Source organism: Kribbella sp. NPDC050124 (assembly GCF_044460355.1).
GTDB lineage: Bacteria > Actinomycetota > Actinomycetes > Propionibacteriales > Kribbellaceae > Kribbella.
This window is the reverse complement of record NZ_JBITJU010000004.1, coordinates 1-16,705: the sequence shown is the minus strand read 5'-3', so window position 1 is coordinate 16,705 and position 16,705 is coordinate 1. Positions and strand designations below refer to the sequence as shown.

The 16,705-nt window shown below is 67.1% G+C and carries 13 protein-coding genes; 6 read left to right on the top strand and 7 right to left on the bottom strand.

The genetic code is table 11. From position 1 onward, the window contains the following. Positions 1–10 precede the first annotated feature (10 nt). Positions 11–772: an SDR family NAD(P)-dependent oxidoreductase gene (locus ACIBL3_RS12390; protein ID WP_396353383.1), complete on the bottom strand. Its 762-nt coding sequence runs from the start codon at positions 770–772 to the stop codon at positions 11–13. 76 nt (positions 773–848) lie between these two features. Here ACIBL3_RS12390 and ACIBL3_RS12385 point away from each other — a divergent pair, with 76 nt between their 5' ends. Together ACIBL3_RS12385 and ACIBL3_RS12380 are read left to right on the top strand one after the other, a co-directional pair. Then, positions 849–1,412: a TetR/AcrR family transcriptional regulator gene (locus ACIBL3_RS12385; protein WP_396353382.1), complete on the top strand. Its 564-nt coding sequence runs from the start codon at positions 849–851 to the stop codon at positions 1,410–1,412. 59 nt (positions 1,413–1,471) lie between these two features. Beyond that, the gene (locus ACIBL3_RS12380) at positions 1,472–2,680 is read left to right on the top strand and encodes a cytochrome P450 (RefSeq protein ID WP_396353381.1); all 1,209 of its coding nucleotides are present in this window, start codon (positions 1,472–1,474) and stop codon (positions 2,678–2,680) included. A 21-nt stretch (positions 2,681–2,701) separates the two neighbouring features. Here the strand turns inward: ACIBL3_RS12380 and ACIBL3_RS12375 are convergent, their stop codons facing one another. Continuing rightward, the gene (locus ACIBL3_RS12375; protein WP_396353380.1) at positions 2,702–4,135 is read right to left on the bottom strand and encodes a hypothetical protein; all 1,434 of its coding nucleotides are present in this window, start codon (positions 4,133–4,135) and stop codon (positions 2,702–2,704) included. Between the two features lie 186 nt (positions 4,136–4,321). On the opposite strand from ACIBL3_RS12375, the gene ACIBL3_RS12370 reads away from it, so the two are divergent. From ACIBL3_RS12370 to ACIBL3_RS12360, 3 genes are all read left to right on the top strand, one after another. After that, positions 4,322–5,230 (top strand): phosphotransferase enzyme family protein, encoded by a 909-nt coding sequence (locus tag ACIBL3_RS12370; RefSeq protein ID WP_396353379.1) that lies wholly within the window; start codon positions 4,322–4,324, stop codon positions 5,228–5,230. A gap of 75 nt (positions 5,231–5,305) precedes the next feature. Next, positions 5,306–6,712, top strand: a complete 1,407-nt coding sequence (locus ACIBL3_RS12365) for a sensor histidine kinase (protein WP_396353378.1) — start codon at positions 5,306–5,308, stop codon at positions 6,710–6,712. A 299-nt stretch (positions 6,713–7,011) separates the two neighbouring features. Further along, the gene (locus ACIBL3_RS12360) at positions 7,012–9,303 is read left to right on the top strand and encodes an AAA family ATPase (protein WP_396353377.1); all 2,292 of its coding nucleotides are present in this window, start codon (positions 7,012–7,014) and stop codon (positions 9,301–9,303) included. A gap of 114 nt (positions 9,304–9,417) precedes the next feature. Here the strand turns inward: ACIBL3_RS12360 and ACIBL3_RS12355 are convergent, their stop codons facing one another. From ACIBL3_RS12355 to ACIBL3_RS12335, 5 genes are read right to left on the bottom strand one after another with little or no spacing between them, the layout of a single operon-like run. Continuing rightward, positions 9,418–10,332: a PmoA family protein gene (locus ACIBL3_RS12355; RefSeq protein ID WP_396353376.1), complete on the bottom strand. Its 915-nt coding sequence runs from the start codon at positions 10,330–10,332 to the stop codon at positions 9,418–9,420. Next, positions 10,332–11,459 carry a Gfo/Idh/MocA family protein gene (locus tag ACIBL3_RS12350; RefSeq protein ID WP_396353375.1) on the bottom strand — a complete coding sequence of 376 codons (1,128 nt, stop codon included), beginning with the start codon at positions 11,457–11,459 and terminating at the stop codon, positions 10,332–10,334. Before ACIBL3_RS12350 ends, ACIBL3_RS12355 begins: the two co-directional genes overlap by 1 nt. Before the next feature lie 26 nt (positions 11,460–11,485). Next, a complete protein-coding gene (locus ACIBL3_RS12345; RefSeq protein WP_396353374.1) occupies positions 11,486–12,808 on the bottom strand; it encodes an ABC transporter substrate-binding protein in 1,323 nt (440 codons plus the stop codon). An 18-nt stretch (positions 12,809–12,826) separates the two neighbouring features. Next, positions 12,827–13,711: a carbohydrate ABC transporter permease gene (locus ACIBL3_RS12340; RefSeq protein WP_396353373.1), complete on the bottom strand. Its 885-nt coding sequence runs from the start codon at positions 13,709–13,711 to the stop codon at positions 12,827–12,829. Beyond that, the gene (locus ACIBL3_RS12335) at positions 13,701–14,624 is read right to left on the bottom strand and encodes a carbohydrate ABC transporter permease (RefSeq protein ID WP_396353372.1); all 924 of its coding nucleotides are present in this window, start codon (positions 14,622–14,624) and stop codon (positions 13,701–13,703) included. Before ACIBL3_RS12335 ends, ACIBL3_RS12340 begins: the two co-directional genes overlap by 11 nt. 227 nt (positions 14,625–14,851) lie before the next feature. Between ACIBL3_RS12335 and ACIBL3_RS12330 the strand changes: the two genes are divergently transcribed. After that, complete coding sequence (locus ACIBL3_RS12330) at positions 14,852–16,612, top strand: hypothetical protein (RefSeq protein WP_396353371.1); 1,761 nt, start codon at positions 14,852–14,854, stop codon at positions 16,610–16,612. Positions 16,613–16,705: the final 93 nt, after the last annotated feature.

Below are 16,705 nucleotides of genomic sequence, written 5' to 3'. Positions count from 1 at the left end.
CACGACGGACTCAGTCGTCGTTCGGTCCGAGCCAGAGGCCGCCGTTGGTTTCGAGGGCCTCGCCGGTGACCCAGCGGGCCTCGTCCGAGGCGAAGAACGCGATCACGTCCGCGATGTCGGCGGACTGGCCGTGCCGGCCGAGAGCGACCATGGCTGCGACCCGCGCCGCGCCGCCCGGCTCCTGCAGCCAGGTGTTCATGTCGGTTTCGGTGATGCCGGGCGACACGGTGTTCACGGTGATTCCACGCGGCCCCAAAGTGCGCGCCAGCGAGCGGGTGAAGACGTTCAACGCGCCCTTGGTCATGCCGTAGGCGATGTCCCTGGTGGCGAACCAGGTGACGCCGGACGACACATTCACGATTCGGCCACCGTCCGGGATCAGCGGCAGCACCCGCTGGGTCAGGAACAGCGGCGCCTTCACATTGACCTCGATCAGGCGATCGAACTGCTCGGGCGTGACGTCGTGGATGCCGTCGGCGGAGTCGAAGATCGCGGCGTTGTTCACCAGGATGTCGAGGCCGGCGCCGTCCAGCCCGGCGACGAGACCGTCGTACAGCGCGTCGATGGCGCCGTCGGTCCCGAACTCCGCGGGTACGGCGAACGCGTCGCCGCCGGCCGCGGCGATCACCTCGACCGTCTCCTTGGCCGCCGTCTCGTTCGTGCCGTAGTGCACCGCGACCCGCGCACCGTCCGCGGCCAGCCGCTCGGCCACCGCCCTGCCGATCCCACGCGACGCACCGGTCACCAATGCCGTCTTTCCGGTCAAGCTCATATCTGTGGTCCTCCTCGAGGTGGAACGATCCCTGACAACGATAGGGAACGATCCCTAACATTGCTATCGTTGTCCCGTGAAGACTCGCCGCAGCTCGGAGGAGACGCGCGCGCACGTGCTCGCCATCGCGCACGACCTCTTCTACTGGGAAGGCATCCGGGCGATCGGGGTGGACCGGATCGCGGCCGAGGCCGGGATCGCGCCGACGACGCTCTACCGGCTGTTCGCGTCCAAGGACGACCTGATCACGGCCTACATCACGCGGGCGTACGAGGCGTACCGGGACTGGTTCCGGACCTCGCTCGACAGTGGTGGTGAGCACCCGCGAGATCGCGTGCTGGCGCTCTTCGACGAGCAGAACGCGATGCTTCAGCCGGACATCTGTCGCGGCTGCCCGTTCCTGATGCTCTTGACGGAGTTCCCGGACCGGGAGTTGGCGAGTCACCAGCAGGCGGTCCGGCTCAAGGAATGGGTCCGCGATCAGTTCGTCGTCCTCGCGTCCGAGTTGACCGCCGAGGACCCAGACCGACTGGCCACCCAACTGACGCTGATCTTCGAAGGTGCCTATGCGTCCGTCCAGGCGCTCGGCGTCGAAGGGCCCGCCGGGCATGCACGGTCCCTGGTCGAGACGCTGATTTAACTCCTGCGACGCGCAGCAGCCTGAGCGAAGGGTTGCCTAAGGCGCTTAGGGTCGGGGACATGTCGGAGCCGGTGCTGGAGATTCCGTTCGAGGATGCGTTTCGGTTCGATCCGTCGCCCACGTTCGCGGAGTTGCGGGAGCACCGGCCGGTGGCGCGGGTGCGGACGTTGGCCGGGGCCGAGGTGTGGCTGGTGACCCGGTACGACGACGTCCGGATGGTGCTCGCGGATCCGCGGTTCTCGCGGGCTGCGGTGGTCAAGCAGGGCGCGCCGCGGGTCGCGCTGGCCAAGCCGATGCCGAACAGCCTGACCACGACCGACCCGCCGGAGCACACCCGGTTGCGCAAGCTGGTGTCGTCGACGTTCGCGCACCGCCGGATCGAGCACACCCGGCCGTGGGTCGCGGAGTTGTCCGCGCAGCTCGCCGAGGACGTGGCACAAGCCGGCGACGGCGCCGACATCCGGCAGCTGGTCGCGTTGCCGCTGCCGATCCAGGTGATCTGCCAGCTGCTCGGCGTACCGTACGACGATCGCGAACAGTTCCGGGAGTGGACCGAGCTCGGCTACAGCATGCGGATGGCGGAGAAGGATCTCGTCGAGGACGCGATGACGAACCTGACCGCGTACATCGAGGACCTGGTCACCAAGAAGCTGGCGAACACCGACCAGCCGGCCGAGGACCTGCTCGACGAATTGGTCCGGGCCCGCGAGGAAGGCGATCGGCTCAGCCAGGACGAGCTGATCGCGTTCGGCGTGAACCTGCTGGTGGCCGGCCACGAGACCTCGGCGAACCAGATCTCGAGCTGTGTCGCGACCCTGCTGCGCTGGCCGGAGAACTGGGCCAAGCTGGTCGCGAACCCCGACCTGGTGCCGTCGGCAATCGAGGAGCTGCTGCGGTTCAACCGCTTCAGCGAGGTCGGGCAGTTGCGGGTCGCGGTCGAGGACGTCGAGCTGCACGGCGTCCGGATCAAGGCCGGCGACGGCGTGATGGCCGCGCTGAACTCGGCCAACCGGGATCCCCGCGCGTACGACGAACCCGACGAGCTGCGGCTGGACCGGAAGGACAACAAGCACCTGTCCTTCGGCTTCGGCCCGCACTTCTGCCTCGGCGCCCAACTGGCCCGCATCGAGCTGCAGGAGTCACTGCTGGCTCTGGTACGGCGCTTCCCCCGGATGAGCCTGGCCAAGCCCGCCGAGGATCTCGAATGGCGGCGCGTGCTCGTCAGCGGTCTCGCCGAGCTGCCGGTGAACCTCGGCCTCGAAGGCTGAGGTTCACCGGCAGCCGGTCGATCAGTTCTGCGATGCGAACACGACCCCGTGCTCGGTCTCGTACTGCTCGATGAACCGGGCGGCCATCGGCTCGCTCGACGCGATCGCGTCGGCCAGCGTCTTCGCGGTGCGCTCACGACCGGCCGGCCAGTCCGAGAGCAGCGCGTACGCACGCATCCGCTTCTTCTCCAGCGCGGTCGGCTCCGGCTGGTCGTCGGCCGGCTCCTCGACCTTCTCGACCTTCTGAATCACGACCGGCGCCGGGTCCGGCAGCACCGGCTGGACGGCCGGCGCGGTGGTGATCAGCGCCGGCGGCTGGGTGTCGGTGGTGTCCGCGAACGGCGACGGCGGCTGCGGCTTCTGCACGACCGGCTCGGCCTTCGGCTGCGGCGCCAGCGGCTTGAGCTTGCCGTTCACCGACCCGTTGACCGATCCGTTCGGCGCGGACGCCGTACCGCTCTGGACGACGTGCTGCCGCTCGCTCTCGTCCTCGACGACGACCGCCTCGGCGACCGACTCGTCGCTGTCGGCCTGGTCCACGATCGCCATCAACTCGCCGGTCCAGGCGTCCTCGTCGCGCAGCGACACTCCGGTGCCGTCGGCCCGCCGCGGCTGCCCGCCCTCGAGCACCCAGACCGCCGCCGGCACCGGACGCTCCTCGACCTCCGGCGGTGGCGAGATCGCCTTGGTCAGCTTGTTGGTGATGACCTCGTAGTTGATCCGCTCCTCGAGCATCCCGGCCAGCCGGTCCGGGTCGTACGTCGTCTCGGCGATCTTCGCCAGCCGCTCGTCCTGATGCTCGGACCGGATGTACTCGGCAACAGTTCCGGCGATCGCCTCTCGGCGGCTTCGGTTCCGGATCTGGTGCTGGGCCGCGCGCAAGCTCTCGTACAGGCCGTAGCCGTGCTCGATCGCCAGCGACCGGGCCAGCCAGGTGGTCTTCGGCTCGCGGACCCACTGGATGACGCCGTACACCGGGCCGGTCTCGCGCATCTGCCCGGCACGACGCAGCGCGTCGCGGCGGCGGGCCGAGCTGTGGATCAGCCACAGCACATAGGCGAACGCGGACAGACCGCCGAAGCCGAAGGCGAGGAACCGCTCCTCCGGCCGCCAGTGGCCGACCACGTTGAAGACGACCGCGACCAGCGCCGCGAAGAACGACATCGCGCGGTAGGCGTAGGCCTGCTCACCCTTGCGCCGGCGCAGGTCGGCCAGAGCGGCGGTGGCGACACCACCGAGCTCGAGCACGGCCACCGCGGGCGTGACGAGGAGGATCTTCAGGAACGTCGAGAAGCCGGTCTCCGGCCAGGGGATGTGGGTGACGCCGGCCCAGACCTGACCGACAAGGGCAGCCGCAGCCGCCGTGGCGTAGAAGGCATAGGCGACCTTGTCCGCACCGGTAAGAGGTACGTTCGCCAGTTCGCCAGTACTGGTGTTGCTGGTGTTCTCCTGCAAGACGTGGTCTCCTGACCGGGTTTGGGCTCTCCGGCAGTTCGTCGGTCGGTGGTACGGCAGCCTCCCCCATAGGGCGCTGCAAGAGGCTACCGGTTTCCGGCCCCGAACGGGGAGGCGAATCCGGAAACGTAACGAACCTCCCCGCTCCACCGCCACTTCACACCTACGAGTTTTAACCTCCCCTTTGTGTTCCCCACCCTCCGCTCCCTCCCTCACCCAACCGCTCTGACCCCGTACTTGAGCGACCGGTACGGCGTCGAGTTCACCGGCTGCACGCTGCTCCGCTCCCTGGTGAACGACGTCTACGAGCTGACCACCGCGGACTCTCGCTACGTCCTCAAACTCTACCGGTACGGCGGCCGGCAGCCGGACGAAATCCGTTGGGAGACAGGGCTTTCGGCACATCTGGCCACCAACGGCTTGCCGACGCCGGCTGTCCATCCACTGCCCGACGGCGACCCGGTAGGGTTGCTCGAGGCACCCGAGGGACCGCGCCCGTTCGTGCTGCAGGAACTCGTCGCGGGGACCAAGCCGCCGTACCAGGAGGAGCTGTACCGGGAGTTCGGCGTACTGGTCGCTCGGTTCCACGAAATCGCCGATTCCTATGTGTCCCCATTTCCCCGGCGGCCGCCCGACCTGTCACATCAGCTCGACGAACTCGGGCCACACCTTGCACCCGCGCAGGAAAACCTGCTCCGGGACCTCACCGCGACTGTACGGAACAACGTCGCGCAGTACAGTCTCACCACCGCCATCCGCCACGGCGACGTGACGCTGGACAACCTGATGGTCGTGGGCAACGACCTCATCCTGTACGACTTCGACCTCGCCGCCGTCGACTACCGCGCCGCCGATTTCACCGGCGTCGCGTCCACGCCGTACTGGCCTGCTTTCAGGGCCGGCTACAGCACACGCCGCCCGATCAGCGGCGACGACGAGGCGGCCATTCCCTACCTCGATGTCGTCGAGCGGATCTCCAACCTGCACTTCCACCTCGTCGACAAGCCGCTGATCCGGGGCGCCGAGTCCCGTGGTGAGGGATGGGCCGATCGTGAACTGACTGCGTTGGAACAGGCGGCTGAGCGATTTCTCTGACGCGTCAGGGAGGTTGCCAGGGAGTCCACAGGGTTTGTCCAGGGAGTGCGAGGGTTGGGGGGTCACGCTGGGGGGATGAGGCCGAAGTCGCTGACTGCGCGGGTTACTGCTGCGGTCGTGTTGTTGATGGCAACGGTCAGTGTGGTGATCAGCGTGCTGACGACCGCCGCAATCAGCTCGTACCTGACCCGGCAGCTCGACGACAAGGTGGCCGCGTCGCACGGCCGCGCGATCGGGGTGCTGAACAACAACGGTGGGCCCAAGCCGCCCCTGGACAGCGGCGGCCCGCACCAGGACGCGGGCACGATCACCCTCTACCGGACCGGCTCGGCCTCGACTGGCACCGTCATCACCGCGAACGGCGACTCCGCCGGACTGTCCACGCAGGCAGTCGACGCACTCACGTCCGTACCGGTCAACGCCGCGAACGAGACCGTCGACGTACCCGGGCTCGGGCACTACCGCGTGCACGCCTCGCTCATCGACGGCACAACGGTCATCACCGGCTTGTCCACCCAGGACATCGACAACACGGTGAACAGCCTGATCGGGTGGGAGGCGCTGTTCGGCGGCCTCGGCGTGCTCACCGCGGGAGGTGTCGCGATCATCGTCGTACGGCGTCAACTCCGGCCACTGCGCCGGGTCGCACAGACCGCGCGTGAGGTGGCGGGTCTGCCACTGGCGACGGGCGAGATCGGCGTGACAGCTCGCGTGCCGGACGCGCTCACCGACGAGCGGACCGAGGTCGGTCAGGTCGCGGTCGCGCTGAACACCTTGCTTGGTCACATGGAGGGCGCGTTGGACGCCCGGCATCGGAGCGAGCAACAAGTCCGCCAATTCGTCGCCGATGCGTCGCATGAGTTGCGGACGCCGCTGACCACGATCCACGGCTATGCCCAGCTCAGCCTCCGCAGCCCGGAGCAACTCCCGCTCGCCATGGGCAAGGTGATGGTGGAAGCCACGCGGATGGCAGCGCTCGTCGAGGACCTGCTCTTGCTGGCCCGACTCGACGCGGGCCGGCCACTCGGCCTCAGGCCGGTCGACCTCAGCCGCCTCGCGTTGGACTCGGTCACCGACGCGCGCATCGTCAGCCCCGACCACCACTGGTCGCTGAACCTGCCGGCCGAACCCATCGTCGTCACGGCCGACGAGCAGCGGCTGCACCAGGTCGTCACCAACCTGCTCAGCAACGCCCGCCGGCACACGCCGGCCGGGACGACCGTGACCGTCGGCCTGCGGACGGACGACGAACGGCAGTCCGCCGTACTCACCATCCACGACAACGGTCCCGGCATCCCGGCCGACCTGCAACCCAACGTCTTCAAGCGATTCACCCGGGCCGACACCTCCCGCACCCGAGACTCCGGCGGCTCCGGCCTCGGCCTCTCCCTGGCCCAGTCCATCACCGAAGCCCACGGCGGCGCGATCGCCGTAACCTCCCACCCAGGCAACACCTGCTTCACCTTGGCGCTCCCCAGGTAGCCGTCGTTCGCCTTCGGCGCAGCGTGCTGCTCCTGGTCACGATCTGCGATCGCCCCTTGGCACGGTGCTGATACGCGGGCATAGTTGTCGGCGGAAAAGCAGGTATCACAAATCCTGAATGCCCGAATCTTGATCTCGCGGGGGGATGCTGCGGGCTGGTCGTGGCCGCGTCGCGGCTAGTGGCCGGAAGTTTCGGCTCGATCAGGTCGGTGCGCCCGTTGGGGGCGCAGGGGGATGTGAGTCGCGAGAATATGACAGGAATGTTGCGGAAGTTCGCGCCGAAGCGGCCATTTCGGGGGATGACAACAAACTTCTTCGGCGATGGGCGAACGTCGACGACGTGCTCTCTCGGGAAACGAACGTTCGTCTACGGGCGAAACGGGACGGGAAAATCGACCTTCTCGGAGGTACTGCGGCAGCTCGGTACCGGGCAGCTCGCGCGTACAGCCGTTCAGGCGACTTACTGGGACAGCGGGAAGTGGGCCAGCGGCGCGCTGCCGGCATCCGTTGTCGAGCGCATCCACGTCTACAACCGCTTCTACGTGGGTGAGGCGTTGCAGTTCTTCCTCGACGGGCGGGGAGAGTCTGTCGGCATCCTGAAACTGGGACGCGAGAACGTCGAGGCGGAGAAGTTGCTGCGCGAGACCGAGCAGAGGATCGAGATCTGCAAGTCGAGGGTGCAGGCGGTGGAAGCCCGGCAGAAGGAACTCAGACGCAGCGAGGAGAAACAGGAGAAGGATGTCAAGGACCTGGTCATCGGTGAGCTGCGTCCTGTAGATCCTGCCAGGTTCAACCCGCGCTCGTACACGGTCCGTGAAGCGCGGCACTTGTTGGAGTCGACTCCAGCCGCCAGCCTCGACTCGGACGGTCTGCTACCGGCCGAAGAAGTCCAGTTGTGCCGTGACATTCTCAGGAGCGACGACCTGCCGCCGTTGGGCAGCGTCTCACCGCCTGATGTCGACGCACCGGCTCTGCGCGACGCGGTCTTGGAGGCCGTAGGTCGCAGTCTGGCCAGCGTCGTACTGGCGGAGTTACAAGCCGAGCCGGTGCTGGCACGCTGGATCGAAGCTGGGTTGTCCCTGCACGATGCTGATGCGGAATGCAGGTTCTGCCACGCCGGTGTCTTGAGCCAGGAACTACGCGACTCGTATGCCGCGCACTTCGATGACTCGCAGAGTCGGCTTCGCGAGGACCTCTCGCGATTGCAGCAAGAGCTCACTGCCGCTACAGCCAGCCTGGAGCTCTGGCTATCGAACCTGCCGTCTGCGGGGATGGTGCTGCCGGCGTTCACCGCAAGTTGGCAAGCAGCGTCAGGGAAGGCGGACTCGGCCATCCGAGCCGTGATCGCATACCTGGACTCGTTGGCCGCGCTCCTCAAGGCTCGTGAAGCCGATATCCACAGTCCGCTGACTGGCGTTGCGATCGAGCAACCGCCAGAGCTGGCCTTCGAGGAACTCGTGGTCCTGGCGGAACTGAATGATCGAGCGGCAGCGGAGCAGGCTGTTGCCCGTAATCGTGCCTTGCAGGCTCTCATGGACCACGCGGCGGCACCCGTACGCCCCGACCGCCGTCAGATCAGGAAGCTACAGCCGAGGGCGAACCGTGCTTTGGTTCGCCTAGACGCGCAGCTTCGGCGTCTCTCTGAAGCCGCGCAGGGTTACCGCGATGGGCAGCAGGACGTCGGTCCTATGGCTCAGCTGATCAATCAGGACCTCGTCGATTATTTCGGCCATGTGCACCTTCGCCTCGCTGTCACTGACGAGGGACGCGGCTACCGGGTACTGCGCAACGGCGAAGCAGCCACAAACCTCAGTGAAGGAGAGCGCAACGCCATTGCAATCCTGTACTTTCTACGCAGTCTCGAGGCAGACGGCATCACGCCGGCTGACGATCTGGTCGTGATCGACGATCCGGTCACGAGTCTCGACAAGGATGCCCTGTTCGCCACCTTCGGCCTCGTGCTAGAGCGCACGGAAGACTTCGGTCAAGTCGTTCAGCTGACCCATGACTTCGATTACTTCAAGCTCAATCTGATGAAGTACTCGAAGATCCGCCGCAAGTCGATCGGCATCATCAAGAACGGCGATTCACAGGAGAAGGCCTACCCCGCTGTGCAGTTCCTCGAAACCGTTGCCCGCAGTAAACCGTCCGGGGAGAGGTCGATCTCCTTGAGGCCGCTCTCCCCACGGCTGCTTGATCACCCGACCGAGTATCACTTCCTCTTCTATCGCATCGGTGACGCATTGATCTCCGAGGACGAAGATGACCTTCCATTGCTCGGCAATGCAGCGCGGCGGCTCCTTGAAGGCTTCATCTCCTTCAAGGCACCGAACCAAAGCGACTTTGCCGGTGCTATCGAAGCAGCCGGGAGATCAGGCGACGTTCCTAGTTCCCTCGTACAGCGGATCGTCCGGTTCGTCCATGCCTCCTCGCATCGCGGCGACCCCAACCCGTCGGCGAGCTTCGACTCAGCTTCTGTACCGGATGAGCTCGGGCATGTGCTGCGCTTCATGCACACATGCGACTCGGATCACTTCGTCGGTATGTGCAAGGCCGTTGGGCTTGATCACGACGAGCTAGTTGCAACGTAGACCAGCCCGAGACCGAGGGTCGCTGCACCGTCGACGGCGCCAATCTGACGATCTCGTAGAGAAGTCTGGGCGGTTGTGATCGGTCATAGACCACGATCGCCCAGACGTCCATGGCTACCCGGCGGCGAGGGCCTTTTGGGCCTGGGCGGCTAGGGCTGTGGCGCGGTCGTTGTCGGAGGGGCCGTCGGCGACGAGGACGGCGTAGCGGAGGTTGAGGGTGGTGTCGGGGTCGAAGGGGAGTTCTTCGGAGAAGAAGGGGGCGGGGCAGACGGCGGCGAAGTCCTGGGAGCGGACGAACCACTGGGGTGGGTGGCGGACGTTGTCGGTGGCGTCGGCGATGATGATCGTGGAGGCGCGGTCGTTGTTGTCGTGCTTACCGCTGAAGCCCATCCAGGCCGCCTTCTGGCCGCGCAGCTCGTCGCCGCCCTTGCCCTGCTGGGCGAGCACCGTGCCGTTGGTGAACGACCGCGGTCCGCGCCAGAACAGGCCGCCGTACCCGGCGTTCTCGCGGCCGGCCGTGGTCGGGCTGCCGATCTGGATCGTCTCGCCGGAGACGTTCGTCATCGCGGTCTCGTAGACCAGCACCCAGCCGTCGTCGGAGAACCGGGTGGTCAGCAACCGCGACTCGTCGACGACGTGGTCGCCGGCCTGGGTGCGCCAGGACAGGTGGTGGGCGAACCGGACCAGGTCGTCGGACACGTCGAGCGCGTCGATCCGGTCGTGGTCCATCGAGCCGTTGTTGTCCAGCTGCTGGTAGCCGGCTTCCTTGGAGTACGTCGGCCCGCCCCAGAAGTTCTCGTGTCCGAAGTGCGGCAGCGACCAGGTCAGCCCCTTGTGCCAGACGTGGTCGTGCGGCCGGAACACGCTGACTAGGTCGCCGCCCAGCGTCCGGATCGGGTGCAGGTAGGGCCGCGGCGACTCCAGCTGCCGATCGGTCGCCTGGTAGACATAGGTGAACAGCTCGCTGTCTCCCGCCGTGACCTGGATCGACCGGCCGACGGCGTGGTTGCAGCCGAGGTTCTGAGACATCAACTCTCCCGTGATTGTCCGATACTCCATGGCGCCCCGAGCTCACTGAACAGGGCAAGCTCGTCCGAGGCCCGGTCGACCCACTTCTCCACGTCGAGAACGATCGGCCGGCGTTCGAGTCCTTCGCCTTCCCACCGCACCAACGCATCCGGGATCTCGGCCGGCGCCTCGGCCACCCGGACCGCCTCGACGACCTTGGTGAAACCACCGGTCGCGGACAACGGGCAGTACAGCGGTACGGCGGGATCGGCGCGATGGGCGAGCAGGTTCTCCAACAGGTCTTCCCGCGCGTACTTCGTCACGGTCCCGTCCGGCAGCTCGAGCGTGTCGGACGCGTACCGCAGTACGGCGCGACCCTCGGAGCCGTGCACGATCACCGAGGGCTCGAGGTGTTCCGGAGCGCACAACGTCACCGCGATCAGGATCCTCGTGCCGCGACCGGTGACGACCCGGACCGTGGAGGTGTCGTCGGACTCGATCGGGTTGGCCCGGAACAGCTCGGTCTCCACCGACCGTACGTCGTCCGCGCCCGGCGACCCGTCGAGCAGCAACGCGGCCGCGGTCGAGTGCGCGAGCGGGTTCGTCACCGCGCCGTCCACCACCGCGACGCCATCGAGAGTACGGCGACCAGCCCAGCGCGCCCGTTGGAAGTACTGAGCCTTCCGCACCCACTTGCCGACCGCACTGATCCCCCGGAGCTCACCGAGCCGACCCTCGGCGACCATCTCCGCGAGCGTCAGCGTCGCCGCCGAGGCCTGTGCCTGAAAGCCGACCTGGCAGGCCCGGCCGGTCTCGGCGACCACCGCGGACAGCTGCTCGAACTCGGCCAGCGACGCGGTCGGCGGCTTCTCCAGCAGTACGTCGGCACCCGCCCGCATCGCCAGCTCCGCCAACGGCAGGTGGGTCTGGATCGGCGTGCTGATGATGACCACGTCGACCCCGATCGACGCGAGCAGCTCGTCCAGGCCGCCGTACACCTGGACGCCTGCGGGGAGGTCGGAGGCCGGTTGCGGGTCGGCGACGGCCACCAGCCGGGCGCGGCCGGCCTCGGCCAGCCGCGCCACGTTCCGGACGTGCGACGCCCCGTGGCCGTGGACACCTGCCACGGCCACCCGAGGCGCGGTCATCGGCAATCAGTTGCCATTAGCAACACTTACTTGAGCTCCCCGTTGACCTCGTCGATGAACCCCTGGGCCGCCTTCTCCGGCGTCTGCCGGCCGAACAGCACCTCGGTGGTGTAGCGCTGGATGATCTTCTCCACCTGGCCGCCACCCACCGGCGGCGCCGGCGACGGGTCGCCGAGCTCCTGGCCGATGTCCTGGATGAACTTCGCCGACGCGGCGTCGGCCGGCTGCAGCTTCGGCGTCACCGCGGAGCGGATCTCGGTGTTCGGCGGCACGCCCCGCTCGGCCAGCAGGATGTTGCCGGCGGTGGTGCTGTTGGCCAGGTAGTTCACGAACTCGGCCGCTTCCTTCTGGTGCTTGGACCGCGACGAGATCGACCAGAACATCGAGCCCTTGTAGTAGGAGCCGTTCGTGCTGGACTTGCCCTCGACACTCGGCACCCGGAGCAGCTTGAGCTCGGTGCCGGCCGCCTTGCTCATCGCGTTCAGCTGGTTGCTCCACATCCAGCTCATCGCGACCTTGCCGGTCGCCATCGCGGACTGGTCGAGCGCGGCGTTCATGTCCTGCGAGATGAACTCGGCCGACGGAATCGCCTTCGCGTCCTTCAGCTTCAGCACCTGCTGGTAGAAGGCCGTCACCTGGCCGGCGGAGACGCCGAGCTTGCCGTCCTGGGTCCACAGCGACTCGCCGTGCTGGCGGGCCCACAGGTTCAGCGCGGCCTCGTTGGTGCCGGGCGCGCCGGTCCCCCAACCCTTGCCCTTCAACTTGGTGGTGAGCTCGGCGGCGAGCTGCGTGTACTCGTCCCAGGTCCACTTGGTGTCGTCCGGCAGCGCGACGCCGGCGGCCTTGAAGATCGCCGGGTTGGCCACGATCGCGAACGAGTTGATGCCGGCGTTCAGGCCGTACAGGCCGCCGTCGAACTCACCGGCCTTGAGGGTGTCCTCCTCGAACTTGCCGGTGTCCAGGCCCTCGGACTTCTTCAGGTCCTGCAGCGCGCCGCGGTCGGCGTACTCGCGCAGGTACTTCTCGTCCATCTGGATGATGTCCGGGGCGTCGTTCGCGGCGACCGTGGTGGCGAGCTTGTCCCAGTAGCCGGACCACTCGCCGAACTCACCCTTGATGGTCACGTTCGGGTGGTCCTTCTGGTAGGCGTCGATCGCCGCCTGGGTCAGCTTGGTGCGGGTGTCGCCACCCCACCAGGTGAACCGGAGCGTGACCTTGCCGCCGTCCGCGGATCCGCCGCTGTTGCCACCGGAGTCACCGCCGCAGGCACTGGCCGCCAGCAGGGTGGTGGCGATCGCGACAGCGGCCAGCGCGCGCAGGTGCCTGGTGGGTGGGATGAGCTGCCTCATGAGGTGCACCTTTCGGAGTTACTTGATGCCGGTGGTCGCGATGCCCTTGATCAGGAACCGCTGGCCGAGCAGGAAGGCGAGGAAGATCGGAATGAGCGAGACGACCGACATCGCGAACATCGACCCCCAGGACGACTCCGCCGTCGAGTCGACGAACGACCGCAGTGCCACCGGGACGGTGTACATCTTCGGGTCGGTCAGGTAGATCAGCTGGCTGAAGAAGTCGTTCCAGGTCCAGATGAACGTGAAGATCGCGGTGGTGGCCAGGGCCGGCACCATCAGCGGCAGGATCACCCGCAGGAAGATCCCGCCCCGGCCGCAGCCGTCGATCCGGGCCGCCTCGTCCAGTTCGCGCGGGATGCCCCGGATGAACTGCACCATCAGGAAGACGAAGAAGGCGTCGGTGGCCAGCAGCTTCGGGATGACGAGCGGCAGGAACGTGTTGATCCAGCCCGCCTGCGAGAACAGGATGTACTGCGGCACGATCACCACGTGGATCGGCAGCATGATGCTGAGCAGCATGATCGCGAACCAGAACTTCTTGCCGACGAACTCCAGCCGGGCGAACGCGTACGCCGCCATCGAGCACGACACCAGGTTGCCCAGCACGCTGCCGAGCACCACCGCCGCGGAGTTCAGCAGGTAGCGGGTGAACGGCTCGGTGAGCGCGTTCCAGCCGACCCGGTAGTTCTCGATCCGCAGGTCCTTGGCCAGGATGCTCGGGTCGCGGAAGATCTCGTTGCCGGGCCGCAGCGAGCTGACCACCATCCAGATCACCGGGTAGAGCATCACCAGGGCGGCGACGGCCAGCCCGAGGTGGATCAGCACCGGCCGGATCCGGACCCAGCTGATCGGGGCGGCCCGCCGGGCGGCGACGGCGCCGCGCATCGTCTCAGTCGTCATAGAACACCCAGTACTTCGAGGCGAAGAAGTTCGCCGCGGTGAAGACCCCGATGATCACGAGCAGGAACCACGCCATCGCGGACGCGTAGCCCATGTCGAAATTGCCGAAGCCCCGGTCGTAGAGGTACAGCGTGAAGAACATCGTCGAGTCCGACGGACCGCCGCTGCCCCCGGAGACGACGAACGCCTGGGTGAACGACTGGAACGCGTGGATGATCTGCAGCACCAGGTTGAAGAAGATGATCGGGGTGAGCAGCGGCAGCGTGATGCTGAAGAACCGGCGCAGCGTGCCGGCGCCGTCCACGGACGCGGCCTCGTAGTACATCGACGGGATCTGCCGCAGCCCGGCCAGGAAGATCACCATCGGCGACCCGAACGTCCACACGTTCAGCACCACCAGCGTGCCGAGCGCCGTACTCGGGTCGGAGATCCAGCCTTTGCCCTCCACGCCGATCAGGGCGAGCACCTGGTTCAGCAGGCCCTCGGTGCCGAACACCTGGCGCCACAGGATCGCGATCGCGACACTCGAGCCGAGCAGCGACGGCAGGTAGAAGACCGAGCGGTAGAACGCCATTCCACGGACGCCGCGGTCCAGGACGACGGCGAGCAGCAGCGCGACGGCCAGCTGCAGCGGGACCGAGACGAAGACGTAGGTGAACGTGACGCGCAGCGAGTTGTGCAGCCGCTCGTCGGACAGCATCCGGGTGAAGTTCTCGAACCCGATCCACTGGGGCGCCTGGATCAGGTTGTAGTCGGTGAACGACAGGTAGAGCGAGGCCAGCATCGGCCCGATGGTGATGAGGAACAGCCCGAGCAGCCACGGCGCGAGAAACAGGTACGCAGCGAGATTGTCTTTCTTCTGCCCTGCGGGTTTCTTCTGCCGGAGCGAGCCGAGCTCGCCCAGCGCACTCATACTTTCTTACCTCCGGAAACCTCTAGGCGGGGCGGAAAGCGTTTGCCTTGGCCGGTCAAGTTAGCCCAGGAAACCGGTTCACACAAGACCTGGGATCGACATGCAGTGACCAGATGCGGACAGCTGCGAAGTATTGACAGGACAAAGTCGCGGGGACACAGTACTGAACATTTGGCAACCGCTTACCAAGCTCGTTGGGTAAGGCGGTATCCCCTTTGGAGGCATCGATGCAGCGTCGTACGTTCCTCGCCGGCTCACTGACCACGCTGGCGGTCGGTGCCCTCTACCCGGCTACCGCGGCCGGGGCGACCGATGCTGGAGTAGCAGCCGTGGACGAAGACTTCCTCGCCGTACTGACCAACGCCAACCAGGCCCAGATCCCACTGGTGCTCGGCAATCTCCAGAACCCGTCCGACAGCGTCCGCGCCGTGGCCCGCAAGGCCCGCCGGCTCGTCTCCGGGTACGTCTGGGGCAAGTCGTCGTACCACCACGACGACTCGATGCTTGCCCCGCTGCTCTGGCTGTGCGAGCAACTGGCGGCGCGGCAGCACGAGGACGGTCTGTACGACGTCGGCAACCTGCACTCGCCGCCGGACAGCTCGTTCGCGATTCAGGACGTCTGCATGGTCTACGGCCTGCTCGCCGAAGACGACCAGGCGGCGACGAAGCCGCACCGGGCGATTCTCGAGCAGGTACTGCGGAAGGCCGGGCCGGCGATCGCGGCCGGCGGGGTGCACACGCCCAACCACCGCTGGGAGGTCGCGGCCGCACTGGCACGCACGCACCACCTGTTCCCCGACCGCCGGTACGCCGCCCGCATCGACGACTGGCTCGACGAGGGGATCGACGCCACCCCGGACGGCATCTACAGCGAACGCAGCTCGACGTACGCCTCCGAGGTCACGAACCACTGCCTGCTCGGCATCGCCTGGACGCGGAACAAGCCCGAGCTGCTCGAGTACGTGCGGCGCAACCTGGAGGCGACGCTCTACTTCATCGAGCCGAACGGCGAGGTCGACACGATCGCGTCCCGGCGGCAGGACCAGACCCGGATCCGCGAGCTCTGGTGGTACCTGACCCAGTTCCGCGAGCTCGCCCTGCACACCGGCGACGGCCGGTTCTCGACTGTTGCCAAGAGCATCGAGCAGCGCGGGACCGGTGAACTCGGCGACTTCCTGGCCGAGGTGCTGGAACGCCCCGAGATCGCGGCGGTGCTGCCCACTCCGAAGCCGGTGCCGACGGACTTCGCCCAGCACTTCCCGTCCCAGGCGTCGGCCCGGATCCGGCGCGGGACCAAGACCGCGAGCGTCTTCGGTGGCACCGACTTCCACGACATCCCGGTGATCGCGTCCGGGTTGTCCACCAACCCGACGTTCTTCAAGCTGCGCAGCGGCGCCGCGATCCTGGACTCAGTCCGGCTCTCGCCACAGTTCTTCAGCACCGGCCACTTCCGCAGCGACGGCATGCGCCGTACCGGACCGCAAACGTACAAGCTGGCGCAGGAGGTGAAGGTGCCGTACCACCTGCCGCTGCCGAAGCGGTACCGCCGGGAGGACGGGCTGTACGCGCTCACGCTGGACGGCCGGTTCTACGCGTCGATGGACTTCCCGCACCGCCCGAAGCAGTACCGAACGCTGCGGACCGAGGTCGCCATCGTCGAGGTCGGCAACGGCTGGGACCTGTCGTTCGAGTTCGACGGCGACGAGACGGCGTACGCGATCGAGCTCTGTTTCCGGAACGGCGGCACGCTGGCCGGCGTGGAGTCCTTGGGGACTGCGGGCAACCACCAACTCGTCTCCGGGACCGGCTCCTACACGGTCGGCTCCGACCGCATCGAGTTCGGCCCCGGCAACGGCGCGACCCGGGTCAACATGGACCCGGGCGAGCGCTACACCTACCTCGGCGGCAGCCTCACCCCGGACGGCCAGCGCGTCTACCTCACAGGCCGAATTCCGGGCCGCCAGACCCTGCAGTTCCGGACCTCTTAGCTTCGATCCGTGGAGCGGTAGGTGCTGGTGCGTCTGATTCGGCTCTGGGTGTGGCCTGGTGCGTCGGGGCGTGAGTGTTTTGCTGGTCTGCCC